The organism is Nocardioides sp. Leaf307 (assembly GCF_001423135.1).
In the GTDB taxonomy this organism is placed as follows: Bacteria; Actinomycetota; Actinomycetes; order Propionibacteriales; family Nocardioidaceae; genus Nocardioides; species Nocardioides kribbensis.
Map to the genome: position 1 here is coordinate 615,790 of NZ_LMNY01000003.1, position 25,302 is coordinate 641,091.

At 70.5% G+C, this 25,302-nt stretch carries 20 protein-coding genes; all 20 read left to right on the forward strand.

Annotated features, from left to right (window positions below; genetic code table 11):
- Positions 1–84: 84 nt before the first annotated feature.
- The 20 genes from rplL to ASF50_RS17825 all read left to right on the forward strand — a co-directional run bounded on the left by rplL (position 85) and on the right by ASF50_RS17825 (position 25,302).
- Positions 85–474 (forward strand): 50S ribosomal protein L7/L12, encoded by a 390-nt coding sequence (gene rplL, locus ASF50_RS17730; protein WP_056864785.1) that lies wholly within the window; start codon positions 85–87, stop codon positions 472–474.
- Between the two features lie 380 nt (positions 475–854).
- Entirely contained in the window at positions 855–1,808 is a 954-nt protein-coding gene (locus tag ASF50_RS17735) for an ABC transporter ATP-binding protein (RefSeq protein ID WP_056865225.1), read from the forward strand.
- Between the two features lies 1 nt (position 1,809).
- The gene (locus ASF50_RS17740) at positions 1,810–2,595 is read left to right on the forward strand and encodes an MlaE family ABC transporter permease (RefSeq protein ID WP_056864784.1); all 786 of its coding nucleotides are present in this window, start codon (positions 1,810–1,812) and stop codon (positions 2,593–2,595) included.
- Positions 2,596–2,598: 3 nt separating this feature from the next.
- Positions 2,599–3,426, forward strand: a complete 828-nt coding sequence (locus ASF50_RS17745; protein WP_056864783.1) for an MlaE family ABC transporter permease — start codon at positions 2,599–2,601, stop codon at positions 3,424–3,426.
- Positions 3,426–4,712, forward strand: coding sequence for an MCE family protein (locus ASF50_RS17750; protein ID WP_056864782.1), 1,287 nt, complete (start codon positions 3,426–3,428; stop codon positions 4,710–4,712). The genes ASF50_RS17745 and ASF50_RS17750 overlap by 1 nt, the downstream gene beginning before the upstream one ends.
- A complete protein-coding gene (locus ASF50_RS17755) occupies positions 4,709–5,743 on the forward strand; it encodes an MCE family protein (RefSeq protein WP_056905348.1) in 1,035 nt (344 codons plus the stop codon). Before ASF50_RS17750 ends, ASF50_RS17755 begins: the two co-directional genes overlap by 4 nt.
- Before the next feature lie 76 nt (positions 5,744–5,819).
- Positions 5,820–6,803, forward strand: a complete 984-nt coding sequence (locus tag ASF50_RS17760; RefSeq protein WP_056905349.1) for an MCE family protein — start codon at positions 5,820–5,822, stop codon at positions 6,801–6,803.
- Positions 6,800–7,951 (forward strand): MCE family protein, encoded by a 1,152-nt coding sequence (locus ASF50_RS17765; RefSeq protein WP_056905350.1) that lies wholly within the window; start codon positions 6,800–6,802, stop codon positions 7,949–7,951. The genes ASF50_RS17760 and ASF50_RS17765 overlap by 4 nt, the downstream gene beginning before the upstream one ends.
- Entirely contained in the window at positions 7,951–9,429 is a 1,479-nt protein-coding gene (locus tag ASF50_RS17770; RefSeq protein WP_082503338.1) for an MCE family protein, read from the forward strand. Before ASF50_RS17765 ends, ASF50_RS17770 begins: the two co-directional genes overlap by 1 nt.
- Complete coding sequence (locus ASF50_RS17775) at positions 9,426–10,706, forward strand: MCE family protein (RefSeq protein WP_056864777.1); 1,281 nt, start codon at positions 9,426–9,428, stop codon at positions 10,704–10,706. The genes ASF50_RS17770 and ASF50_RS17775 overlap by 4 nt, the downstream gene beginning before the upstream one ends.
- Positions 10,670–11,437, forward strand: a complete 768-nt coding sequence (locus tag ASF50_RS19335) for a hypothetical protein (protein ID WP_162242391.1) — start codon at positions 10,670–10,672, stop codon at positions 11,435–11,437. Before ASF50_RS17775 ends, ASF50_RS19335 begins: the two co-directional genes overlap by 37 nt.
- Positions 11,434–12,264: a J domain-containing protein gene (locus tag ASF50_RS19980; RefSeq protein ID WP_056905353.1), complete on the forward strand. Its 831-nt coding sequence runs from the start codon at positions 11,434–11,436 to the stop codon at positions 12,262–12,264. The genes ASF50_RS19335 and ASF50_RS19980 overlap by 4 nt, the downstream gene beginning before the upstream one ends.
- A 242-nt stretch (positions 12,265–12,506) precedes the next feature.
- Positions 12,507–15,983, forward strand: a complete 3,477-nt coding sequence (gene rpoB, locus ASF50_RS17790) for a DNA-directed RNA polymerase subunit beta (protein WP_056864774.1) — start codon at positions 12,507–12,509, stop codon at positions 15,981–15,983.
- A gap of 88 nt (positions 15,984–16,071) precedes the next feature.
- Positions 16,072–19,953 carry a DNA-directed RNA polymerase subunit beta' gene (locus tag ASF50_RS17795; RefSeq protein ID WP_056864773.1) on the forward strand — a complete coding sequence of 1,294 codons (3,882 nt, stop codon included), beginning with the start codon at positions 16,072–16,074 and terminating at the stop codon, positions 19,951–19,953.
- Positions 19,954–20,115: 162 nt separating this feature from the next.
- The gene (locus ASF50_RS17800) at positions 20,116–20,637 is read left to right on the forward strand and encodes a DUF4232 domain-containing protein (RefSeq protein ID WP_056905354.1); all 522 of its coding nucleotides are present in this window, start codon (positions 20,116–20,118) and stop codon (positions 20,635–20,637) included.
- A 38-nt stretch (positions 20,638–20,675) separates the two neighbouring features.
- A complete protein-coding gene (locus ASF50_RS17805; RefSeq protein ID WP_056864771.1) occupies positions 20,676–20,891 on the forward strand; it encodes a hypothetical protein in 216 nt (71 codons plus the stop codon).
- Between the two features lie 78 nt (positions 20,892–20,969).
- On the forward strand, positions 20,970–22,220 hold the full coding sequence (locus ASF50_RS17810; protein ID WP_056905355.1) for a geranylgeranyl reductase family protein: 1,251 nt from the start codon (positions 20,970–20,972) through the stop codon (positions 22,218–22,220).
- 17 nt (positions 22,221–22,237) lie between these two features.
- Positions 22,238–23,047: a lysophospholipid acyltransferase family protein gene (locus tag ASF50_RS17815; RefSeq protein WP_056905356.1), complete on the forward strand. Its 810-nt coding sequence runs from the start codon at positions 22,238–22,240 to the stop codon at positions 23,045–23,047.
- A 4-nt stretch (positions 23,048–23,051) separates the two neighbouring features.
- Positions 23,052–23,933: an NUDIX hydrolase gene (locus ASF50_RS20025; RefSeq protein WP_056864768.1), complete on the forward strand. Its 882-nt coding sequence runs from the start codon at positions 23,052–23,054 to the stop codon at positions 23,931–23,933.
- A gap of 106 nt (positions 23,934–24,039) precedes the next feature.
- Positions 24,040–25,302 carry a hydroxyacid-oxoacid transhydrogenase gene (locus ASF50_RS17825; RefSeq protein WP_056864767.1) on the forward strand — a complete coding sequence of 421 codons (1,263 nt, stop codon included), beginning with the start codon at positions 24,040–24,042 and terminating at the stop codon, positions 25,300–25,302.

The window sequence follows — 25,302 nt, forward strand, 5'->3', positions numbered from 1 at the left end:
CCAGGATCCGGCTCCGGCTACCCACCACCTGAAACCCGGCCCGGCGCGCGAGCGTCGAGCCACCGAATGGAAGGAACCGCCACCATGGCGAAGCTCACCACCGACGAGCTCCTCGACGCGTTCAAGGAGATGACCCTCATCGAGCTCTCCGAGTTCGTGAAGCAGTTCGAGGACACCTTCGGCGTCACCGCTGCGGCCCCGGTCGCCGTGGCCGCCGCCCCCGCTGCCGGCGGCGCCGCCGGCGGTGCGGCCGAGGAGGCCCAGGACGAGTTCGACGTCATCCTCGAGGCTGCCGGCGACAAGAAGATCAACGTCATCAAGGAGGTGCGCGCCCTCACCTCGCTCGGCCTGAAGGAGGCCAAGGAGCTGGTCGAGGCCGCGCCGAAGGCCGTCGTCGAGAAGGTCGACAAGGCCACCGCCGACAAGGCCAAGGAGGCCCTCGAGGGCGCCGGGGCCACCGTCTCCCTGAAGTGACCTCGGCGTGACCCCTGCGGTCACGCCACCGCCGGCCCCGGCCGGCACCGCTGCACCCGCTGGGGGCGGCTCCGCGCACGACGTGCGCGGGGTCGCCCCCAGCGTCGTTCCGCGTCGTTCAGCGTCGTTCAGCGACGTCTCCGCCGTCGCGCCCGGCGCCCTCGCGCGAGGCGGGCCCGGTCCGGTGTGCCGACCGGTCGGGTGCACGGTCGTGCACCGGGTCTCGGGTCGGTCTCGGTTCCTGGGTTCGCCGTGACGGAGGTGACAATATTGCGTAACCTCACCGCGGTAACCCCGTTGTTACTCATCAGTGTGCTGCGCGGATTGGGACGCGCGTCACGCGGAGGCAGCGGTCGGACGGTCGAGGGGAGATGCACGTCATGGGCGTGGAGATCAAGGTCAACGAGCTCACGAAGTCGTTCGGCAAGCAGCTCATCTGGGGCGACGTCACGCTCACCATCCCGGCCGGGGAGATCTGCGTCATGCTGGGCCCCTCCGGCACCGGCAAGTCGGTCTTCCTCAAGACCCTGATCGGGCTGCTCAAGCCCGACCGGGGCTCGATCATCATCGAGGGCACCGACATCGCCTCGTGCTCCGAGCGCGAGCTCTACGAGATCCGCAAGCTCTTCGGCGTGCTGTTCCAGGACGGCGCGATGTTCGGCTCGATGAACCTCTACGACAACATCGCCTTCCCGCTGCGCGAGCACACCAAGAAGTCGGAGTCGGAGATCCGCGCGATCGTCATGGAGAAGATGGACCTCGTCGGCCTCATCGGCACCGAGGACAAGCTGCCCGGTGAGATCTCCGGCGGCATGCGCAAGCGCGCGGGCATCGCGCGCGGCCTGGTCCTCGACCCCGAGATCGTGCTCTTCGACGAGCCCGACTCCGGCCTCGACCCCGTGCGCACCGCGTTCCTCAACCAGCTCATCGTCGACCTCAACGCCCAGATCGACGCGACCTTCCTCATCGTCACCCACGACATCAACACCGCCCGCACGGTGCCCGACAACATCGGCCTGCTCTACCACAAGCACCTGGCGATGTTCGGGCCCCGCGAGATGCTGCTGAGCTCCGACGAGCCGGTCGTGCGCCAGTTCCTCAACGCCCAGCGGGTCGGCCCGATCGGCATGTCGGAGGAGAAGGACGCCGACGAGCTCGCCGCCGAGGCCGACCAGGAGCTCCCGCCGATCCCGCCGATCCCCATGCAGCTCGAGCCCTCCAACGGCATCGCCCGGCGCTCGCAGCGCGAGCCGGGCGCCTGGTGCCGGGAGAACGGCATCACCCCGCCCCCCGGCTCCTTCGAGGACAACATGTCCATGGTCACCGGGGTCTGAGGTGGCATCTGGCACCGCCACCCGGGTCCTCGCCCCGATCGGCACCGCGGGCAAGCTCTTCGCCTTCGGTCTCGACGTCGGGCGCGGGCTCTTCCGGCGTCCCTTCCAGCTGCGCGAGTTCCTGCAGCAGGCGTGGTTCATCGCCTCGGTCACCATCATCCCGACGGCGCTCGTGGCCATCCCCTTCGGCGCGGTCATCGCGCTGCAGGTGGGCGGCCTGATCAAGCAGTTCGGTGCGCAGTCGTTCACCGGCTCCGCGGCCGTCCTGGCGGTGGTGCGGGAGGCCGGGCCCATCGCCACCTCGCTGCTCATCGCCGGGGCCGGCGGGTCGGCCATCGCGGCCGACCTGGGCGCCCGCAAGATCCGCGAGGAGCTCGACGCGATGATGGTGCTGGGCATCGACCCCATCCAGCGCCTGGTCGTCCCCCGGGTGCTGGCGTGCATGCTCGTCGCGGTCTTCCTCAACGGCCTGGTCAGCGTGGTCGGGGTGGCCGGCGGCTACGTCTTCAACGTCGTCCTCCAAGACGGCACACCAGGGGCCTACCTAGCGAGCTTCACCGCGCTCGCCCAGCTGCCCGACCTGTGGCAGGGCATGATCAAGGCGCTGGTCTTCGGGCTGATCGCCGCCATCGTGGCCTGCTACAAGGGCATGAACGCCGGTGGCGGCCCCAAGGGCGTCGGCGACGCCGTCAACGAGTCGGTCGTCATCACCTTCATGCTCCTGTTCCTCGTCAACTTCGTGATGAGCGCGATCTACCTCCAGCTCGTCCCCCCGAAGACGGGATAGCCCATGGCCTCCGTGAAATCGGTCTACGAGCGCCCGCTCAAGACCCTCGACAACCTCGGCTCCGAGCTCGCCTTCTTCATCAAGGCACTGGCTTGGACCCCGCGCACGATCCGGCGCTACAAGAAGGAGATCCTCCGCATCCTCGCGGAGGTGACCCTCGGCTCCGGGTCGCTGGCCGTCATCGGCGGCACCGTCGGCGTCATCACCGCCATGTGCTTCTTCACCGGCACCGAGGTCGGCCTCCAGGGCTACGCCGCGCTCAACCAGATCGGCACCGCCGCGCTGTCGGGCTTCGTCTCGGCCTACTTCAACACCCGCGAGATCGCGCCCGTGGTGGCGGCGATCGCGCTGGCGGCCACCGTCGGCTGCGGCTTCACCGCGCAGCTGGGGGCCATGCGGATCTCCGAGGAGGTCGACGCGCTCGAGGTCATGGCGATCCCGTCGCTGCCGTTCCTGGTGACCACGCGCATCGTGGCCGGGCTCATCGCCATCGTGCCGCTCTACGTCGTGGGCCTGTTCATGTCGTACTTCGCGACGCGGTTGACGATCACGCAGTTCTTCGACCAGAGCACCGGCACCTACGACCACTACTTCTTCCTCTTCCTGCCACCCGGCGACGTGCTGTGGTCCTTCGGCAAGGTGCTGATCTTCGCCGTCGTGGTGATCCTGGTGCACTGCTACCACGGCTACAACGCCTCCGGCGGACCCGCCGGCGTGGGCGTGGCCGTGGGCCGCGCGGTGCGCACGAGCATCGTGGCCATCAACGTCATCGACCTCTTCCTGTCCATGGCGATCTGGGGCACGACCACGACGGTGAGGTTGGCGGGCTGATGGCGATCCTCAAGTACGTCAAGGTCCTCGGCGTGGTCTTCCTGGCCCTCGCCGTGGGGGCGGTGTGGCTGACCTACGCCGTCTTCACCAAGAAGTTCACCGACTACCAGGAGGTCTCGCTGGAGACCTCCAGCATCGGCCTGCAGCTGCCCAACCGCGCCGACGTGAAGATCCGCGGCGTCATCGTGGGCGAGGTGCTCGACGCCGAGACCACCGCCTCGGGAGCCACGCTCACGCTCGGGATCTTCCCCGACGAGATCGACACCATCCCCGCCGACGTGACCGGCTCGATCGTGCCCAAGACCCTCTTCGGCGAGAAGTACGTCTCCCTGGTGGTGCCCCAGGACCCCGCCCGCGACCACATCGAGGCCGGCGCGACCATCGACCGCACCGTGGTCTCCACCGAGGTCGAGCGGGTGCTCTCCGACCTCTACCCGCTGCTGCGCACCGTGCAGCCGGCCGAGCTCAACATGACGCTCAACGCGCTCGCCACCGCGCTCGAGGGTCGCGGCGAGGACCTCGGCGAGACGATCGAGACCCTCGACGCCTACCTCAAGCGCTTCAACCCCCAGGTCCCGGCCCTCGTCGAGGACCTGCGCCTGACGGCCGAGGTCTCCGACATCTACTCCGACGTGCTCCCGGAGGTCGGTCAGATCCTGCGCAACACGATCACGACCACCTCGACCCTGGAGGACCGCGAGGAGCGGCTGCAGGCGGTCTTCACCGACGTCACCGCCTTCTCCGACACCACCCGCGGCTTCCTGGAGACCAACGGTGACAACCTCATCCGTCTCGCCGACCTCTCCGTGCCCCAGGTCGGGCTGCTGGCGAAGTACGCCCCGGAGTTCCCCTGCCTGCTGGGTGGAGTCGTCAACGCCGGCTCGCGGCAGGCCGAGGCCTTCCGCGACTACACCCTCCACATCGTGCTCGAGACGATCCCCAACCAGCCCCGCAAGTACACCGCCGCCGACGCGCCCCGCTACGGCGAGTCGCGAGGCCCGAGCTGCCTCAACCTGCCGAACCCGCCCTGGGACCAGGACAACCCGCTGCGCTCGGTGCCGAACTTCGACGACGGTGTCGACGAGCCGACCGGCAAGGGCACCTCGCGCGTCGCGCCGAGCTACTGGCTGCGCTCCGGCGACGGCTACGCCGGCAGCGCGGCCGAGACCGACCTGATCAACTCGCTGCTGGCGCCCGGCATGGGTGTGGCGGCCGACGACGTGCCCGACCTCGGCGGCCTGCTCGTCGGTCCGCTGGCGCGCGGCGCGGAGGTGGAGCTGCGATGAAGCTGCTGGACAAGAAGACCACGGGCGACCTCGTCCGACTGCTGATCTTCATCGTGGTGACGACCCTGGCCACGGGCCTGCTGGTCATCACGATCGGCAACATCTCCTTCAAGCCCAGCACCGACTACCGCGCGGTCTTCGTCGACGCCACCGGCGTGGTCAAGGGCGACGACATCCGTGTCGCCGGCGTCAAGGTCGGCTCGGTCAAGGACGTGCAGATCGTCGACCGCACCCGCGCGGTCGTCAGCTTCTCGGTCGAGGAGGACGTGCGCCTGACCGGGGCCACCCAGGCCAGCATCCGCTACCGCAACCTCGTCGGGCAGCGCTACATCTCGCTGACCGAGGGCGTCGGTGACACCCAGCCGCTCGAGGACGGCGACACCATCGAGGTCGCCAACACCTCGCCCGCCCTCGACCTGACCGTGCTCTTCAACGGCTTCAAGCCCCTCTTCCAGGCGCTGTCGCCCTCCGACATCAACAAGCTCTCCTACGAGGTCGTCCAGGTCTTCCAGGGCGAGGGCGGCACGCTCGAGAGCCTGCTGGCCTCGACCGCCTCGGTGACCAAGACGCTGGCCGCACGCGACGACGTCATCAGCGCCCTCATCGAGAACCTCGACGGCGTGCTCGACAACCTCGGCGACCGCGACCAGCAGCTGAGCCAGCTCATCATCAACTTCCGCCAGCTCGTCGGCGGGCTGAAGGACGACCGCGTGGCCATCCTCGACTCCCTCGACCAGATCTCCGAGCTGTCGGTGCAGACCGCGGGCCTGGTCTCGGGCATCCGCGAGCCGCTGACCGAGGACGTGAAGCAGCTGCGGCGCTTCGCCGGCAACATCAACGCCAACCGCGGCGAGCTCGACCGGGCGCTCCAGGTGCTGCCGATCAAGCTCAACAAGGTCGGCCGCACGGCGACCTACGGCTCGTACTTCAACTTCTACCTGTGCCAGTTCCAGGGCCGGGTGCGACTGCCGGGCGGCTCGAGCGTGCCGCTCACCTACAACACCGGGGGAGCGAGGTGCGACCTCGGATGAGTCCCGCCGCCCACGCACCGACACCGACACCGACACCGACACCGACCAGCGACACGACCACGAGGGGAGCCCGGCGATGAGCAAGCCCTTCCGGGAGCGCAACCCCGTGATGATCGGCGCGATCAGCATGGCCGTGATCGTGCTGATGGTCCTCGCCGCCTTCCGTGCGCAGGACCTGCCGCTCATCGGCGGGGGAGACACCTACTACGCCGCCTTCTCCGAGTCCGGCGGCCTCAAGGTCAACGACGAGGTGCGGATCGCCGGTGTCCGCGTGGGCAAGGTCGAGAGCATCGAGCTCGACGGCGACCAGGTGATGGTCGGGATGCGGGTCGACACCCCCTCGGAGTTCGGCCCCGACACCCGGGCCGCGATCAAGGTCAAGACCCTGCTGGGGGCGATGTTCGTGTCGCTGGAGCCGGCCGGCTCCGGCCAGCTCGAGGAGGGCTCGACCATCCCGGTCGCGCGCACCAGCTCGCCCTTCAACGTGGTCGACGCCTTCGAGGGCCTGGCCGAGACCTCCGAGGGCATCGACACCGACCAGCTCGCCCAGTCGCTCACCACCTTGGCCGACCTGACCCGCAACACCCCCGAGGAGTTCAAGGGGGCTCTCGACGGCGTCTCGGCGCTCTCGACCAACATCGCCGCCAAGAACGACCAGATCAACAGCCTGCTCAAGAACCTCCAGCGGGTCTCGTCGGTGCTCGACGACCGCGACGAGGACATCGTGGCGCTCATGCAGGACGGCGACGTCCTCTTCCGGGCCCTCATCGCCCGCCGTGACGCCGTCCACCGGTTGCTGGTCTCGACCTCGACGCTCTCGCGCGAGCTGACCACGCTCGTGCGCGACACCCGCAGCGACCTCAAGCCGGCCCTCGACCAGGTCGAGGACGTGCTGGCCGTGCTGAACAAGAACGAGGACAACATCGACAACGCGATCCGCCTGGCGGCGCCGTTCTACCGGGTCTTCGCCAACACCCTCGGCAACGGCCCCTGGTTCGACACCTACATCCAGAACTTCCCGCCCGTGCCCGACCTCGCCAACGGAGGTGGTCTGGGATGAACGTCCTCCAGCGGCTCATCGCCCCGGTGATCCTGCTGCTCGTCGTCGTCACCGCCGTGGTGTTCCTGACCGGTCGCGAGGAGCTCAAGACCCTCACCGCCCACTTCCCGCGCACCGTGTCGATCTACGAGGGCAGCGACGTGCGCGTGCTCGGGGTGCCGGTCGGCACGGTCGACACCGTGACCCCGTCGGGCACCGACGTGGTCGTCACGATGTCCTACGACGCGGAGGTGAAGATCCCGGCCGACGCGAAGGCCCTCATCGTCGCCCCGGCGGTCGTGGGTGACCGCTACATCCAGCTGACCCCGACCTTCGCCGAGGGCGACCAGGAGATCGGCGACGAGGAGATCCTGGGCGAGGACCGCACCGGCGTGCCGCTCGAGCTCGACCAGATCTACTCCAGCATCGACGAGCTCACCGTGGCCCTGGGCCCCAACGGCGCCAACGCCGAGGGCGCCCTCACCGACCTGCTCCAGGTCACCGCCCGCAACTTCGGCGGCGAGGGCGAGCAGCTCAACCAGACCATCTCCGACTTCGGCAAGCTGTCGACGACCCTCGACGACAACAAGGAGGAGCTCTTCGCCTCGGTCAACGAGCTCGAGAGCTTCATCGGCACGCTGGCCCGCAACGACCAGACGGTGCGCGACTTCAACCAGTCCCTCGCGGGCGTCTCCGAGGTCCTTGCCGGCGAGCGCCAGGAGCTGGCCTCGTCGCTAGCCAACCTGTCGACCGCTCTCGGCGAGGTGTCGACCTTCGTCGAGACCAACCGCGAGGTGCTCGGTCGCGACATCGAGGGCCTCAACCGCGTGGCCAAGGTCCTGGTGCGCCAGCGGGCCGCGCTGGAGGAGACCCTCGAGGTGGCGCCCCTGGCGCTGAACAACCTCGCCCTCACCTACAACCCGCAGGCCGGCACCCTCGACGTCAGCGCCAACATCCAGAACGCCCTGGGTCAGATCCAGAACGATCCCGCGTTGCTGCTGTGCACGATCGTCGACCAGGCCGACTCGACGGGCAACCTGTGCGACCTCCTCGACGGCGTGCTCCCGCGCCCGGGGGCGCTCAAGGCCCTGCGCGGCGGGGGAGACGGGGCCGCCCGCAGCGGTCCGCTGTTCGACTCCTCGCTCGGTGGACTGGTGGAGGTGCCCTGATGAGGCGACACGCGACACGACCCGCCGAGCGCCGCCGCCCGGTGCGCCGCGGCGCCCGGGCCCTGGTGGGCCTGGCGCTCGGCTCGATGCTGCTGAGCGGCTGCGACTTCGACGTCTACCAGATCCCGCTGCCCGGCGGCCCCGACGTGGGCGACAACCCGATGGAGATCGAGGTCGTCTTCTCCGACGTGCTCGACCTCGTCCCCCAGTCGACGGTCAAGGTCAACGACGTCACGGTGGGCCAGGTCAAGGACATCGAGCTGGAGGACTACGCCGCCACGGTGACGCTGGAGATCCAGGACGGCACCGAGCTGCCCGCCGACGCCGTGGCCACCATCCGCCAGACCAGCCTGCTCGGCGAGAAGTTCGTCTCCCTGGCCGCGCCCACCGACGGCGGCAGCGGCCGGCTGGAGGACGGCGACGAGATCCCGATCGAGCGGACCGGGCAGAACCCCGAGGTCGAGGAGGTGCTGGGTGCGCTGAGCCTGGTGCTCAACGGCGGCGGCGTCGCCCAGCTCAAGACCATCGCGGGAGAGCTCAACAACGCCCTGGAGGGCCGCGAGGACTCCGCCCGCTCCGTGCTGACCCAGGTCGACACGCTGGTGAGCAACCTCGACGACAACAAGGCCGACATCGTCGAGGCGATCGAGTCCCTCAACCGGCTCGCGCTCGCGGTGAAGAAGGAGCAGCCGACGATCAACGCCGCGCTCGAGGAGCTGCCGAGCGCGATCACCTCGCTCGACCGCCAGCGCGACGACCTCGTGCGCATGCTCCAGTCGCTGAACCGGCTGGGCGACGTGGGCGTGCGGGTCATCCGCGCCTCCAAGGCCGACACCATCGAGGTGGTGCGCCAGCTCCAGCCCGTGCTGGGGCAGCTGGCCGCCTCGGGCGACAACTTCGTCAAGGCCTTCAACGTCTTCCTCACCTACCCCTTCGTCGACGAGGTCGTCGGCCGCGACCCGCAGGTCGCGCGCAACCTGCAGGTCGGCGACTACACCAACCTGTCGGTGCAGCTCGACCTCGACCTCTCCCTCGGCATCACCGGCATCCCCACCGAGCTGCCGACGCTGCTGCCCACCGAGCTCGACCCGACCGCGATCGTCGACAACGTGCTCAAGTGCCTCCAGAGCGGCGACCTCACGAGCAAGGCCTGTCGCGACGTGCTCAACACCCCAGCCGCGCTGCTGGAGCTGCGCGAGCTGTGCCGCAAGCCGAAGAACAAGGACAAGGCCGTGTGCACGCTGCTCAACCAGGTGCCCGGGCTGCCCGAGCTCCCCGGGCTGCCCGACCTCCCCGGCCTCGGCGGCAGCACCGGCGGCGGCGGCCTGCTCGACGGCCTGCTGCGCCCGGGCGCGCTGCCCGGCGACGGCACCGCCTCGCAGGCCTTCGGCGAGCGCGGCCCGACCATGCAGGAGATGACCCAGATGTTCGATCCCGGCCTGGTCCAGCTGCTCGTGCCCGCGGCGGTGGTCCGGTGATCACCCGTCGCACGAAGATCCAGCTGCTGGTCTTCGTCATCATCACCATCGTCGGCGTGAGCTACGTCGGGGCCCGCTACGCGCGCCTCGACCGGCTGTTCTACGACAGCTCCTACACCGTCGTGGCGCACTTCCCGGAGTCCGGCGGCATCTTCGCCGGCGGCGAGGTGACCTACCGCGGCGTCGGCATCGGCAAGGTCGAGAAGCTCGAGCTCACCGACAGCGGCGTCGACGTCTACCTCGACATCGAGAACCGCTACGACTCGATCCCGGCCGACACCCTCGCCCTGGTCGGCAACCGCTCCGCCGTGGGCGAGCAGTACGTCGAGCTCCAGCCGCGGACCGACTCCAAGCCCTACCTCTCCGACGACTCCCAGATCGACGTCGCCGACACCGAGACGCCCATCCGCACCGAGAAGCTGCTGGAGGACCTCTCCGACACCGTCTCCTCCGTCGACCGGCCGGCCCTCAAGACGACGATCACCGAGCTGGGTGCGGCGTTCTCCGGGACCGGCGAGGACCTCCAGCGGATCCTCGACACCGGCAACTCCTTCATCCAGGCCGCCGACGACAACTTCGAGGTCACCACCGACCTCATCCGCGACGCCAACACGGTGCTCGGCACCCAGATCGACTCCGAGAGCTCGATCCGCACCTTCGCCGACCAGCTCGGCCTCTTCAGCGACACCCTCGCCGACGCCGACCCCGACCTGCGCCGCCTCATCGACAATGCCAGCCCCGCGGCCACCCAGCTGCGGCGCCTGATCGAGGACAACCAGGTCGAGCTCGGCGACCTCATCAACAACCTCATCACCACCGGCGAGGTGGTCACGCGACACCTCGACGGCATCGAGCAGCTCCTGGTGATCTACCCCTACGTCGTCGAGGGCGGTGTCACGGTGGTCTCCAAGTCGCCCGACACGGGTCTCTACGACGCCCACTTCGGCCTGGTGCTGACCCCGGCGCAGCTCTGCGAGCGCGGCTACCAGGGCACCGACACCCGCCCGCCCGACGACCGGGGCAACCGGCCGCTCAACGTCGACGCGCGCTGCGACGAGCCCCCGACGGTCACCAACCCCCGCGGTGCGCAGAACGCGCCCCGCCCGGCCGCCGACTACTCGGCTCCCGCCGCGACCTACGACCCCGCGACCGGCGAGCTGGTCTGGGGCGCCGAGCGTGCGCAGCGTCTGGAGAGCCGGGGTACGGTGGCGCCTCCGACCTTGGGAGAGGAGTCGTGGAAGTGGCTGTTCCTCCAGCCCCTGATGTCTCAGGACTGACGGACGACAGCCGCACCGACGACCCCGCACGCACCCAGCCGGCACCGGCGGCGCCCTCCCGCGCGTCGGCGCGGTTCCGGTTCGCCCTGCTGGTGGTCCTCGTCGCGGTCGCGCTGGCCTCGGTCGCCTCGCTGGTGACGCTGGCCGCGACCCGCGCCGACGGTGGCCTGGGCGAGCGCCTGGGCAGCCTCGTCGGGTCCTCCGACGACGGCGAGCAGGCCCAGCGCGAGGAGGTCATGGACGCCGCGACCCAGTTCGTGCTCCGCCTCAACAGCTACGGCCCCGAGGACCTCGACGACTCCGGTCAGATGCCGGGCTACCGCGCCTCGGTGTCGGAGGTCATCACGCCGAAGTTCCGCACGGAGTTCGAGCAGAGCGTCAACCTCGCCGAGCAGACCGTGGCTCAGGCCGACCTCGAGCGCACGTGCGACGTCTTCGCCTCGGGGGTCTCCTCGATGGACGAGGACTCCGCCGAGGTGCTCGTCGCCGGGGAGTTCACCAACACCTACACCCAGGCCGACGACGGCGAGCCCTTCCAGGACCGGCCGGCGCAGTTCCGCCTCGTCGTCACCGTGCTCCTGGTCGACGGCGAGTGGCTGGTCGACGACTTCGTCCCCGCGACCGGCGACGGCGTCGAGCTGCCCTCGGGCGCTGCTCCCGGCGCCTCCACCGCGCCGTCGCCGGGCCAGGGCGGCGGCAGCGGACGACCGAGCGGAGGAGCCACCCCGTGACCCCGAGCTGGTACGACGTCCTGGGCGTCGACCCCGACGCGAGCACCGACGAGGTGCGCGCCGCCTGGCGCGCCGCCATCGCCGACCTCGACCCCGCCGACCGGCGCTTCCGCTCGCTCAACCAGGCCGCGGAGGTGCTGCTCGACCCCGAGCGCCGCGCCGCCTACGACGCCACGCTCGAGCCCGACGCCGACGCCGACGCCGACGCTCACATCGACGCCCACACCCACACCGGCACCGACACCGACACCGACGCAGCGGACGGCGGCACCGCTGCGCCGGTCACCACCCGTGTGCCCTCGGGGCCGCGCCCGCCGCGCAGCCCCCGGGTCGTCCCGGGCTGGTCGCTGGTGGTGGCGGGGGTGCTCGCGGTGGCGCTGGCGGCGCTGACCGTCCTGGCCCTCGTCAGCCCGGCCGCCTCCGGCGAGGCCGACGCGGAGGAGGCCCGCGAGGTGGCGGTCCGCGCGATCGTGCCGGTGCTGTCCTACGACTACCGCTCGATGGACGAGAGCGCGGCGGCGGCGAGCACCTACATGACCTCGGCGTTCAAGACGCGCGACTACGACCCGCTCTTCGCGGTGCTCCAGGAGAACGTCGCCGAGACCGAGACCGTGGTCGAGGCCGAGGTCGTCGACTCCGGCGTCGTGCGCACCGGCGAGGACCGCGTCGAGGTGCTGCTCTTCGTCGACCAGCCCACCACCAACGTGCGCTTCACCGAGCCGCAGACCTACCAGAACCGGGTGGTCGTCACCATGGTCAAGGACGGCGAGGACTGGCTCATCGACAAGCTCGTCACCACCGGCGCCGGCCCGGCCGCGGGGGAGTAGCGCGCAGCCGTCGGCGACCGGACCGTCCACAGCCTCGCCGCGGCGGTGCTTGACCTCGCCGGTGCCGGCAGTCATCATCGTCGCGAACGCTCACCTGCGAGGTGCCTGCCGCAGTTGTCGCGCGCCCTCTGTTCGGGTACTGTTGCGCTTTGCGCCTGCCCTCAGATGCCCTCAGCCTTCCCGGTGGCTGACGTGTGGTCGGTCGGCGCCTCTCGCCCAGCGTTCTCTCGAAGGACTCCCTCTTGGCCGCGCGCAGCACCACTGCCTCCTCCGTCGCAAGCAAGTCCCGCATCTCGTTCGCGAAGATCACCGAACCGCTCGAGGTGCCGCAGCTCCTCTCCCTCCAGACCGACAGCTTCGACTGGCTCGTCGGCAACGAGAAGTGGGACGCCGTCGTCGAGCGTCGCCGCTCCGAGGGCGAGGACGTCTCCAGCAAGTCCGGTCTGCAGGAGATCTTCGAGGAGATCTCGCCGATCGAGGACTTCTCCGAGACCATGTCGCTCTCGTTCGAGAACCCGGTCTTCTACGACCCCAAGTACACCGTCGACGAGTGCAAGGAGAAGGACTTCACCTACTCCGCACCGCTCTACGTCTCCGCCGAGTTCACCAACAACGACACCGGTGAGATCAAGGGCCAGACGGTCTTCATGGGTGACTTCCCCCTGATGACCGACAAGGGCACGTTCATCATCAACGGCACCGAGCGTGTCGTCGTCAGCCAGCTCGTCCGCTCGCCGGGCGTGTACTTCGAGCGCTCGGCCGACAAGACGTCCGACAAGGACATCTACACCTCCAAGATGATCCCGAGCCGCGGCGCGTGGCTGGAGTTCGAGATCGACAAGCGCGACATGGTCGGCGTGCGCCTCGACCGCAAGCGCAAGCAGAACGTCACGGTGCTCCTCAAGGCGCTCGGCTACACCAACGAGCAGATCCGCGAGGAGTTCGGGCAGTACGAGTCGATGATGCTGACCCTGGAGAAGGACAACACCCAGGGCCAGGACGACGCGCTGCTCGACATCTACCGCAAGCTGCGCCCGGGCGAGCCGCCGACGCGCGAGGCCGCCCAGACGCTGCTGAACAACTACTACTTCAACCCCAAGCGCTACGACCTGGCCAAGGTCGGTCGCTACAAGATCAACAAGAAGCTGGGGCTGACGCAGGCGTTCGACCAGCAGACGCTGACCGTCGAGGACATCGTCGCCGCGATCAAGTACATCGTCGCGCTGCACGACGGCCAGGAGCAGCTGGAGACGCCCCAGGGCGAGCTCCCGATCTCCCCCGACGACATCGACCACTTCGGCAACCGCCGCATGCGCACCGTGGGCGAGCTGATCCAGAACCAGCTCCGCACCGGCCTGGCGCGCATGGAGCGGGTCGTGCGCGAGCGGATGACGACCCAGGACGTCGAGGCCATCACCCCGCAGTCGCTGATCAACATCCGCCCCGTCGTCGCGGCGCTGAAGGAGTTCTTCGGCACCTCGCAGCTGAGCCAGTTCATGGACCAGACCAACCCGATCGCGGGCCTGACGCACAAGCGTCGCCTCTCCGCGCTGGGTCCCGGTGGTCTGTCCCGTGACCGCGCCGGCATGGAGGTCCGCGACGTCCACCCGTCGCACTACGGCCGCATGTGCCCGATCGAGACCCCTGAGGGTCCCAACATCGGTCTGATCGGCTCGCTGGCCTCCTACGGCCGGATCAACCCGTTCGGCTTCGTGGAGACGCCCTACCGCAAGGTCGTCGACGGCACCGTCACCGACCAGATCGACTACCTCACCGCCGACGACGAGGACCGCTTCGTCATCGCCCAGGCCAACGCGGCCATGGACGACGCCGGGAAGTTCGTCGAGGAGCGCGTGCTGGTGCGCCAGCGCGACGGCGAGGTCTCGGAGATCCTGGCCGACGAGGTCGACTACATGGACGTCTCGCCGCGCCAGATGGTGTCGGTCGCGACCGCGCTGATCCCGTTCCTCGAGCACGACGACGCCAACCGCGCGCTCATGGGCGCCAACATGCAGCGCCAGGCCGTGCCGCTCATCAAGAGCGACTCGCCCTTCGTCGGCACGGGCATCGAGTTCCGCGCCGCCGTCGACGCCGGTGACGTCGTCACCGCGACCGCCGCCGGTGTCGTCTCGTCGGTCTCGGCCGACCTGATCGAGACCATGAACGACGACGGCACCTACTCCAGCTACAAGCTGGCGAAGTTCCGCCGCTCCAACCAGGGCACCTGCATCAACCAGCGCCCGCTGGTCGCCGAGGGCGACCGCCTCGAGGTCGGCAGCCCCATCGCCGACGGCCCCTGCACCGACGACGCGGAGATGGCGCTGGGCACCAACCTGCTCGTCGCCTTCATGCCGTGGCAGGGCCACAACTACGAGGACGCGATCATCCTCAGCCAGCGCCTGGTGCAGGAGGACGTCCTCACCTCGATCCACATCGAGGAGCACGAGGTCGACGCCCGCGACACCAAGCTGGGCCCCGAGGAGATCACCCGCGACATCCCCAACGTCTCCGAGGAGATGCTGGCCGACCTCGACGAGCGCGGGATCATCCGCATCGGCGCCGAGGTGCAGACCGGCGACATCCTCGTCGGCAAGGTGACCCCGAAGGGCGAGACCGAGCTGACCCCCGAGGAGCGCCTGCTGCGCGCGATCTTCGGCGAGAAGGCGCGCGAGGTGCGCGACACCTCGATGAAGGTGCCCCACGGTGAGTCCGGCACGGTCATCGGCGTCCGGGTCTTCGACCGCGAGGACGGCGACGAGCTGCCCCCGGGCGTCAACCAGCTGGTCCGCGTCTACGTCGCCCAGAAGCGCAAGATCTCGGTCGGCGACAAGCTGGCCGGTCGTCACGGCAACAAGGGCGTCATCGCCAAGATCCTGCCGATCGAGGACATGCCGTTCATGGAGGACGGCACCCCCGTCGACGTCGTGCTCAACCCGCTGGGTGTGCCGCGACGCATGAACATCGGCCAGATCCTCGAGCTCCACCTCGGCTGGCTCGCCAAGCAGGGCTGGGACCTCGACCTGTCGGACGACAAGAGCGACGCCGACTGGAAGCAGCGCCTGATCAAGATCCACGCCGACAAGGCCGCCGCGAACTCCAAGGTCGCGACCCCGGTCTTCGACGGTGCGCGCGAGGACGAGATCACCGGCCTGCTCGGTGCGACCATCCCCAACCGCGACGGCGTGCGGATGATCGACGAGACCGGCAAGGCCGACCTGTTCGACGGCCGCTCCGGCGAGCCGTTCCCCGACCCGGTCTCGGTCGGCTACATGTACATCCTCAAGCTGCACCACCTTGTGGACGACAAGATCCACGCGCGCAGCACCGGCCCCTACTCGATGATCACGCAGCAGCCCCTGGGCGGTAAGGCCCAGTTCGGCGGCCAGCGGTTCGGCGAGATGGAGGTCTGGGCGATGGAGGCCTACGGCGCCGCCTACGCCCTGCAGGAGCTGCTCACGATCAAGTCCGACGACGTCCCCGGACGCGTCAAGGTCTACGAGGCGATCGTCAAGGGCGAGAACATCCCCGACTCGGGCATCCCCGAGTCGTTCAAGGTGCTCGTCAAGGAGATGCAGTCGCTCTGCCTGAACGTCGAGGTCCTGAGCCAGGACGGCTCGTCGATCGAGCTGCGCGACGCGGAGGAGGACGTCTTCCGCGCCGCCGAGGAGCTGGGCATCGACCTGTCGCGTCGCGAGCCCAGCAGCGTCGAAGAAGTCTGAGCGTGACGGCGGGGCGCCCCCAGCGGCGCCCCGCCCCCGCCAGTCCACGACTCGTTTCACACAGATCTAACGAAGGACAACAGCCACCGTGCTCGATGTGAACTTCTTCGACCAGCTTCAGATCGGCCTGGCCACCGCGGACGACATCCGCACCTGGAGCCACGGCGAGGTCAAGAAGCCGGAGACCATCAACTACCGCACGCTCAAGCCCGAGCGTGACGGCCTCTTCTGCGAGAAGATCTTCGGTCCCACCCGGGACTGGGAGTGCTACTGCGGCAAGTACAAGCGCGTGCGCTTCAAGGGCATCATCTGCGAGCGCTGCGGCGTCGAGGTGACCCGCTCCAAGGTGCGTCGCGAGCGCATGGGCCACATCGAGCTGGCCGCTCCCGTGACGCACATCTGGTACTTCAAGGGCGTGCCCAGCCGGCTGGGCTACCTGCTCGACCTGGCCCCGAAGGACCTCGAGAAGGTCATCTACTTCGCGGCCTACATGATCACCTCCGTCGACGAGGAGGCCCGCCACAGCGACCTCTCCTCGCTGGAGAACAAGGTCGGCCTGGAGCGCGAGCGCCTCGAGAAGCGTCGCGACCAGTCGCTGGAGGACCGCAGCAAGAAGCTCGAGGAGGACCTCGCCGCGCTCGAGGCCGAGGGCGCCAAGGCCGACGCCCGCCGCAAGGTGCGCGACGGCGCCGAGCGCGAGATGAAGCAGCTGCGCGACCGTGCGCAGCGCGAGATCGACCGCCTCGACGAGGTGTGGAACACCTTCAAGTCCCTCAAGGTCCAGGACCTGATGGGCGACGAGATGCTCTACCGCGAGATGAAGAACTGGTTCGGCAAGTACTTCGAGGGCCACATGGGCGCCACGGCGATCCAGAAGCGCCTCCAGGACTTCGACATCCCCGCCGAGGTGGAGTCGCTGCGCGACACCATCGCCAACGGCAAGGGCCAGAAGAAGGTCCGCGCGCTCAAGCGCCTCAAGGTCGTCGACGCCTTCCGCAAGACCGGCAACAAGCCCCAGGGCATGGTCCTCGACGCCGTCCCGGTGATCCCGCCGGACCTGCGCCCGATGGTGCAGCTCGACGGTGGCCGCTTCGCGACCTCCGACCTCAACGACCTGTACCGCCGCGTCATCAACCGCAACAACCGCCTCAAGCGGCTGCTCGACCTCGGCGCGCCCGAGATCATCGTCAACAACGAGAAGCGGATGCTCCAGGAGGCCGTCGACTCGCTGTTCGACAACGGCCGCCGCGGTCGTCCCGTCACCGGCCCGGGCAACCGGCCGTTGAAGTCGCTGTCCGACATGCTCAAGGGCAAGCAGGGCCGCTTCCGTCAGAACCTGCTCGGCAAGCGCGTCGACTACTCGGGCCGCTCGGTCATCGTCTCGGGCCCGCAGCTCAAGCTGCACCAGTGCGGTCTGCCCAAGCAGATGGCGCTCGAGCTGTTCAAGCCCTTCGTGATGAAGCGCCTGGTCGACCTGTCGCACGCGCAGAACATCAAGTCGGCCAAGCGCATGGTCGAGCGCGCCCGTCCGGTCGTGTGGGACGTGCTCGAGGAGGTCATCACCGAGCACCCGGTGCTGCTGAACCGTGCGCCCACGCTGCACCGCCTCGGCATCCAGGCCTTCGAGCCCCAGCTGATCGAGGGCAAGGCCATCCAGATCCACCCGCTCGTCTGCTCGGCCTTCAACGCCGACTTCGACGGCGACCAGATGGCGGTGCACCTGCCGCTGTCGGCCGAGGCCCAGGCCGAGGCCCGGATCCTGATGCTGTCGACCAACAACATCCTCAAGCCGTCGGACGGCCGTCCGGTGACCATGCCCACCCAGGACATGATCATCGGCCTGTTCTTCCTGACGACCGACCGTGAGGACCAGGTCGGCGACGGCCGGGTCTTCTCCTCCCCGGCCGAGGCGATCATGGCCTTCGACCGCGGCGAGATCTCGATCCAGAGCAAGGTCCGCATCCGCCTCGACGACATCGTCCCGGCCGCCGACCAGGCCCTGCCCGAGGGCTGGGAGCAGGGTCAGCCGCTCATCGTCGAGACGACGCTGGGTCGCGCCCTCTTCAACGACACGCTGCCCGCCGACTACCCCTTCGTGAACTACGAGGTGGGCAAGAAGCAGCTCGGCGCGATCGTCAACGACCTCGCCGAGCGCTACACCAAGGTCGAGGTGGCCGCCTCGCTCGACGCGCTGAAGGACGCCGGCTTCCGCTGGGCGACCTTCTCGGGTGTCACCGTCTCGATCGACGACGTCACCACCCCCGCCGACAAGCTCCAGATCCTCGAGAGCTACGAGGCGCAGGCCGCCAAGGTGCAGAAGCAGTTCGAGCGCGGTCTGGTCACCGACGACGAGCGTCGTCAGGAGCTCGTCGAGATCTGGACCGAGGCCTCGAAGAAGGTCGGAGACGCCATGGAGAAGGCGTTCTCGAAGTCGAACCCCATCTACATGATGGTCGACTCGGGTGCGTCCGGAAACATGAACCAGATCCGTCAGGTCGGCGCCATGCGTGGTCTGGTGGCCAACCCGAAGGGCGAGATCATCCCGCGCCCGATCAAGGCCAACTTCCGCGAGGGCCTGACCGTGCTGGAGTACTTCATCTCCACCCACGGTGCCCGCAAGGGTCTGGCCGACACCGCCCTGCGCACCGCCGACTCGGGCTACCTCACCCGTCGTCTGGTCGACGTCTCGCAGGACGTCATCATCCGCGAGGACGACTGCGGCACCGAGCGCGGTCTGCCCAAGGTCATCGGCGAGCGCCGTCCCGACGGCACCGTGGTCAAGCACGAGAACGCCGAGACCGCGGCCTACGCCCGCTCGGCGGCCACCGAGGTCACCCACCCGGAGACCGGCGAGGTGCTGGCCACCGCGGGCGAGGACCTGGGCGACGTCAAGATCGGCGAGCTGGTCGAGGCCGGCATCGAGTCGGTCAAGGTCCGCTCCGTGCTGACCTGCGACGCCCGCACCGGCACGTGTGCCAAGTGCTACGGCCGCTCGCTGGCGACCGGCAAGCTCGTCGACATCGGCGAGGCCGTCGGCATCATCGCGGCCCAGTCGATCGGTGAGCCCGGCACGCAGCTGACCATGCGCACCTTCCACACCGGTGGTGTGGCCTCGGCCGACGACATCACGCAGGGTCTGCCCCGCGTGGTCGAGCTCTTCGAGGCCCGCTCGCCCAAGGGTCTGTCCCCGATCTCGGAGGCCGCCGGCCGCGTCGAGATCGAGGAGACCGACAAGGCGCGCAAGGTGCTGGTGACCCCCGACGACGGCTCCGACGTCATCGAGTACGTCGTGAGCCGCCGCTCGCGCCTGCTCGTCGGCGACGGCGACCACATCGAGGTCGGCCAGATGCTGACGCTCGGCACGCCCGACCCGAAGGAGGTGCTGCGCATCCTCGGCGTGCGTCGCACCCAGCAGCACCTCGTCGACGAGGTCCAGCAGGTCTACCGCAGCCAGGGCGTGTCGATCCACGACAAGCACATCGAGATCATCGTGCGGCAGATGCTGCGCCGGATCACGGTCATCGAGTCGGGCGACACCAACCTGCTGCCCTCCGACCTGGTCGACCGCGTGCTCTTCGAGGAGGAGAACCGTCGCGTGGTCTCCGAGGGCGGCAAGCCGGCCTCGGGTCGTCCCGAGCTCATGGGCATCACCAAGGCCTCGCTCGCGACCGAGTCGTGGCTCTCGGCGGCCTCCTTCCAGGAGACCACCCGCGTGCTCACCGACGCCGCGATCCACGGCCGCTCCGACTCGCTGCGCGGCCTGAAGGAGAACGTGATCATCGGCAAGCTGATCCCGGCGGGCACCGGCCTGGAGCGCTACCGCAACATCCGCGTCGAGCCCACCGAGGAGGCACGGGCCGCGGCGTACTCCGTCACCGGCTACGACTCCTACGACTACGAGTTCGGCAACGCCGGAGCCGGCCAGGCCGTCGCCCTGGACGACTTCGACTTCGGGTCGTACCAGAACTGACCCCGGCGTAGCCCCGCAGCACCGCACCACCGACGGACCCCCGTCGCCCACCCGGGCGGCGGGGGTTCTTCGCGTCTTCTCAGGCTCCTGCGCCAACCACCACGGCCCCGGCGGCGTCTCATGTCAGGTGGGTGAGGGTCACCCACTGTCGAAGGAGGCACCATGACAACCCCCCGCAGCTCGTTCCGGCTCGTCCTCGCCGCGGCTCTCGCCGCCGGCACGGTCGTCCTCGCCGGCCCCGCCGGCGCGGCCCCCGCACCGGCGGTGCGCACGTGCGGCAACGCCGACCTCACCGCGTCCTACCACGGCGGGGAGGGCGCGGCCGGTCACACCTACGGCCGGATCCGGCTGACCAACACCTCCGACAGCAGCTGCCGCGTGCGCGGCTTCGGCGGTCTGTCGTACGTCGGGGGAGGTGACGGCACGCAGGTGGGCGCGGCCGCCGACCGCACGGGCGAGGCCGCTCCCGCGGTGACCCTGCGACCCGGTCAGCGGGTGGTGAGCCGGGTCGACGAGCTCGACGCCGCGAACTTCCCGCGCAAGGAGTGCCGCCCCACCGCGGTCGACGGCTTCCGGGTCTACGTGCCCGACGCGACCCGGTCGCAGTTCGTCGAGCACGCCACCACCGGGTGCCGCGACGACGAGGTGCACCTGCTGTCGCACCGCTCCTTCCGTCGACCGTGACGGTTGACACGCAGCAGAGCGCGTGAGGCGATGGCCCCATGAGCCAGCCCCACGACGAGCCGATCGCCGAGGCGAGCCCCGAGGAGGTGGCCGCCGAGCGCGACGAGCGCCTCGACCCCGACCACCGCCCGCAGAACGCCGAGGTCGACAACACCGACCGGGAGTTCGACGCCGAGAAGGCGATGTTCACCGACGCCGAGGGCTACGACGAGGCGCCCGCGGTGTTCCCGCCGGTGGAGGAGCAGGACACCTGAGCCCGCGCACGCCGCCCCGACCCCGCAGCGGGTCGAGGCGGCGTGGCCCGGTGCCCACCCGCCTGCGAGAATCGGGGCGTGAGCACCACTCCGGTCGAGACCGACGTCCTCGTGGTCGGCGCAGGGCCGGCGGGGTCCGCCGCGGCGGCCTGGGCCGCGCGTGCCGGCCTCGACGTCCTCCTCACCGATGCGGCGACCTTCCCGCGCGACAAGACCTGCGGCGACGGCCTGACCCCGCGTGCGGTCGGCGAGCTGCAGCGCCTGGGCCTGGAGCCCTGGCTGCGCGAGCGGGTCACCAGCCGGGGCCTGCGCGCCCACGGCTTCGGCCAGACCCTCCACCTGCCCTGGCCCGGCGGCACCCTGCCCGACTGGGGCAGCGCGGTGCCGCGCACCGAGCTCGACGACCACCTGCGCACCACCGCGGTCTCCTGGGGCGCCTCGGCCCTCGACGGCGTCCGCGCGGTCGACGTCCGGCGCGAGGGTGACCGGGTCGCCGCCGTCGTCTTCGAGCGCCGCGGCGACGGCAGCCGCGAGCGCTTCGAGGTGCGCTGCCGCCACCTCGTGGTCGCCGACGGCGTGCGCTCGCCGCTGGGCAAGGTCCTGGGCCGCGAGTGGCACCGCGAGACCGTCTACGGCGTCGCCGGGCGGTCCTACGTCGACTCCTCGCGCTCGGAGGACCCCTGGATCAGCTCCCACCTCGAGCTGCGCGGCGAGGACGGGGCGATCCTGTCCGGCTACGGCTGGATCTTCCCGCTCGGCGGCGGCCAGGTGAACCTCGGCGTCGGCACGCTCGCCACGGCCAAGCGGCCGGCCGACATCGCCGTGAAGCCCCTCATGGCCTTCTACGCCGAGCAGCGCCGCGAGGAGTTCGACCTCGACGGCGACCTGCGCGCCCCGACCTCGGCGCTGCTGCCCATGGGCGGTGCGGTGAGCCACGTGGCCGGCCCCAACTGGGCGCTGATCGGTGACGCCGCGGGCTGCGTCAACCCGCTCAACGGCGAGGGCATCGACTACGGCCTGGAGACCGGTCGCCTCGTGGCGGAGATGATCGCCGACAGCGGCGACCTCGCCGCCGGCTGGCCGGCGCTGCTGCGCGAGCACTACGGCGAGTCCTTCTCCATCGCCCGGCGCCTGGCCGGGCTGGTCACGGTGCCCCGGCTGCTGCCGACGCTCGGGCCGGCGGGCATGCGCTCGGACTGGCTGATGACGCTGGCGCTGCGCTGGATGGGCAACCTGGTGACCGACGACGACCGCGACCGGGCCGCGCGCGTGTGGCGCTGGGCCGGGCGGCGCTCGCTGGCGGTCGACCACCGTCCGCCCTTCTCCTGAGCCGTCGGGAGCCGGCGGTGGGGGATCGCACCTACGACCTGACGATCGCGCTGGGCCGGGTGGCCCTGCGCGCCCTCGACGTCACCACCCGCGTCCACGGCGCCGAGCACCTGCCTCGCACCGGCCCGGCCGTGATGGCCAGCGTGCACGTGGGCTACCCCGACTTCCTCTTCGTCGGCAAGGCCGGGCTCGAGCAGGGGCGCCACGTGCGCTTCCTGTGCCGCCACGACATCTGGCACAGCCCGGTCGCGGCTCCCATGACGGCCATGGGCCACGTGCCCGTCGACCGGGAGGCGCCGGCGGCGGCGTACCTGCAGGCCCGCCGGCTGCTGCGCGCGGGGGAGGTGGTGTGCGGCTTCCCGGAGGCCGGCATCTCGTGGTCCTACACCGTGCGCTCCCTGATGCGCGGCCTGCCCGCGCTGGCCCGCGAGACCGGGGCGCCGCTGGTGCCGGTGGCCGTGTGGGGCACGCAGCGGATGTGGTCGGTGGGCCTGCCGGTCGACGGGCGCAAGCCCGCGCCGAGCCTGCGTCGGGGGCGGGTGGTGGACGTGTCCTTCGGCGAGCCGATGAGGGTGGCGCCGGAGGACGACCTGGTCACGACGACCCGGCGGCTCGGCCACGTGCTGACCGGGCTGCTGGAGGACCTCCAGCAGCGCTCCGAGCACCGGCCGCGGCCCGGCGAGCGTGCCGTGTGGCACCCGGCCCACCTCGGCGGCGCCGCGCCCGACCGGGAGGCGGCGCGGGCCTGGGACTCGGTGCCCCGCGCGGCGCTCGCGCCCACCTGGGGGCCCGGCACGGAGCCCGGGGGCCGCGCGCGGCTACGGTGAGGACATGGGGGGTCTGCCGCGCACGCAACGGGTCGCGGCCTACGCCGTGGTCGTGCGCGACGAGCAGGTCCTGCTCAGCCGCCTCGCGCCGCGCCTGAGCCGCTCCGAGCTCTGGACGCTGCCCGGCGGGGGTCTCGAGCACGGCGAGGACCCCCGTGACGCGGTCGTGCGCGAGGTGCACGAGGAGACCGGCCTCGACGTGCGGGTCGGTGACACCTCCCGGGTCTACTCCCAGCGCCAGCGCCGCGACCGCCGGGGCGGGCGCCGGGTCGACTCCTGGTCCCTGCGCATCGTCTACGAGGGCTGGGTGCCGCGCGACGCACCGGCCCCGCGCGTGGTCGAGGTCGACGGCACCACCGTCGACGCCGCCTGGCACCCCCTCGCGGCGGTGCGCTCGGGACGGGTGCGGGTCAGCGCGCTGGTGCGCGAGGCCCTCGCCGACCACACCCCCGCCCGACGGCAGCGGGTCGGCGCCTACGCGCTGGTCACCCGGGCCGGCGGCGCCCAGGTGCTGCTGACCCGGATCTCCGCGCGCGGGCACCACGCCGGCTGCTGGACCCTGCCGGGCGGCGGCGTCGACCACGGCGAGGCCCCACGCGACGCCGTGCGCCGCGAGCTGGCCGAGGAGTGCGGGCTCGCGGGCGTGGTCGGCGACGTGGTGGCCGTCGACGACGTGCACCTCGCCGGCACCGCGCCCTCGGGGCGCCACGAGGACTTCCACGGCGTGCACCTGGTCTTCCGGGCCGAGGTGGACCCCGACGTCGCGCCGCGGGTCGTGGAGGCCGACGGCACCACCGACGCCGTGGCCTGGGTCGACGTCGCCGAGGTCGAGGCCGGAGCGGTCGAGGTGCTCGAGGTCGTGCGCGCCGCGCTCACCCGCCGCTGACCCGCCGCCGACCCGCCGCTGAGGCGCTCCACGGCGCGGACGGCCGAGACGGTGCCGGCCTGGTGGGACCCGGCGGATATCGTGGCCTGGACCCAGGAGGCACACCTTGAGCGAGACCATCTTCACCTACGCCGCACCGGCCCTGAAGTTCGGCAGCGGGTCCTCGGCCGAGGTCGGCCACGACCTCGCCGGCTTCGGCGCGCGTCGCGTGATCCTGGTGACCGACCCCGGCCTCGCGGCCACCGGCCACCCCCAGCGCATCGCCGAGCAGGTCCGGGCGAGCGGCATCGAGGTCGTCGTCTTCGACCAGGCCCACGTCGAGCCCACCGACGAGTCGCTGCAGCTGGCGATCGACTTCGCGCGCGACGCCGGGCCCTTCGACGCCGTCGTGGCCGTGGGGGGCGGGTCGTCGATCGACACCGCCAAGGCGGTCAACCTGCTCACCACCAACCCCGGCGAGCTGATGGACTACATCAACGCCCCCGTCGGCAAGGCGCTCGCCCCGGTCAACCGGCTGCTGCCGCTCGTCGCGGTGCCGACCACCACCGGCACCGGCAGCGAGAGCACCACCATCTGCGTGCTCGACGTGCTGAGCCTCCACGTCAAGACCGGCATCAGCCACCCCGCCCTGCGCCCCACCCTGGCCGTGGTGGACCCGCAGCTCACGCTGGGCCAGCCGTCGATGGTCACGGCCGCCTCGGGCATGGACATCCTGTGCCACGCCCTGGAGAGCTACACCGCGAAGTGGTACGCCGACTTCGACGCCAAGCGCCCCGAGCAGCGGGTGCCCTACTGCGGCGCCAACCCGATCGCCGACCTGTGGTCGGAGCGCGCGATGGGCCTGCTGGCGGGCTCCTTCCGCGCCGCGGTGGCCGACGGCACCGACCAGCTGGCGCGCGAGCAGATGGCGATGGCCGCGACCTTCGCCGGGCTGGGCTTCGGCAACGCCGGCGTGCACATCCCCCACGCCAACGCCTACCCGATCGCCGGGCGCGTGCGCGACTACCGCCCCGCCGGCTACCCCCAGGACGAGGCGATGGTGCCGCACGGCATGGCCGTCTCGCTCACCGCGCCCGAGGCCTTCCGGTTCACCTACGAGGCCGCGCCCGAGCGCCACCTGGCCGCCGCCCGCCTGCTCGACCCCTCGGCCACCGGCACCGGCCCCGACGTCCTGCCCGACGTCATCTCGACCCTGATGCGCGACATCGGCCTGCCCAGCGGCCTGGCCGAGGTCGGCTACGGCGACGGCGACGTCGACGACCTCGTGGGCGGAGCGCTGCAGCAGCAGCGCCTGCTCGCGACCGCGCCGCGCGAGGCGACCCCCGACGACCTGGCCGCGGTGTTCCGCGGCTCGATGGAGCACTGGTGA

Bases quoted from the DNA above. Each gene is read 5' to 3' on its own strand.
- ASF50_RS17755 (WP_056905348.1), top strand. From the start codon at position 4,709: ATGAAGCTGCTGGACAAGAAGACCACGGGCGACCTCGTCCGACTGCTG.
- ASF50_RS17760 (WP_056905349.1), top strand. From the start codon at position 5,820: ATGAGCAAGCCCTTCCGGGAGCGCAACCCCGTGATGATCGGCGCGATC.
- rplL (WP_056864785.1), top strand. From the start codon at position 85: ATGGCGAAGCTCACCACCGACGAGCTCCTCGACGCGTTCAAGGAGATG.
- ASF50_RS17805 (WP_056864771.1), top strand. From the start codon at position 20,676: ATGAGCCAGCCCCACGACGAGCCGATCGCCGAGGCGAGCCCCGAGGAG.
- ASF50_RS17735 (WP_056865225.1), top strand. From the start codon at position 855: ATGGGCGTGGAGATCAAGGTCAACGAGCTCACGAAGTCGTTCGGCAAG.
- ASF50_RS17765 (WP_056905350.1), top strand. From the start codon at position 6,800: ATGAACGTCCTCCAGCGGCTCATCGCCCCGGTGATCCTGCTGCTCGTC.
- ASF50_RS17800 (WP_056905354.1), top strand. From the start codon at position 20,116: ATGACAACCCCCCGCAGCTCGTTCCGGCTCGTCCTCGCCGCGGCTCTC.
- ASF50_RS17745 (WP_056864783.1), top strand. From the start codon at position 2,599: ATGGCCTCCGTGAAATCGGTCTACGAGCGCCCGCTCAAGACCCTCGAC.
- ASF50_RS17770 (WP_082503338.1), top strand. From the start codon at position 7,951: ATGAGGCGACACGCGACACGACCCGCCGAGCGCCGCCGCCCGGTGCGC.
- ASF50_RS17750 (WP_056864782.1), top strand. From the start codon at position 3,426: ATGGCGATCCTCAAGTACGTCAAGGTCCTCGGCGTGGTCTTCCTGGCC.
- ASF50_RS20025 (WP_056864768.1), top strand. From the start codon at position 23,052: ATGGGGGGTCTGCCGCGCACGCAACGGGTCGCGGCCTACGCCGTGGTC.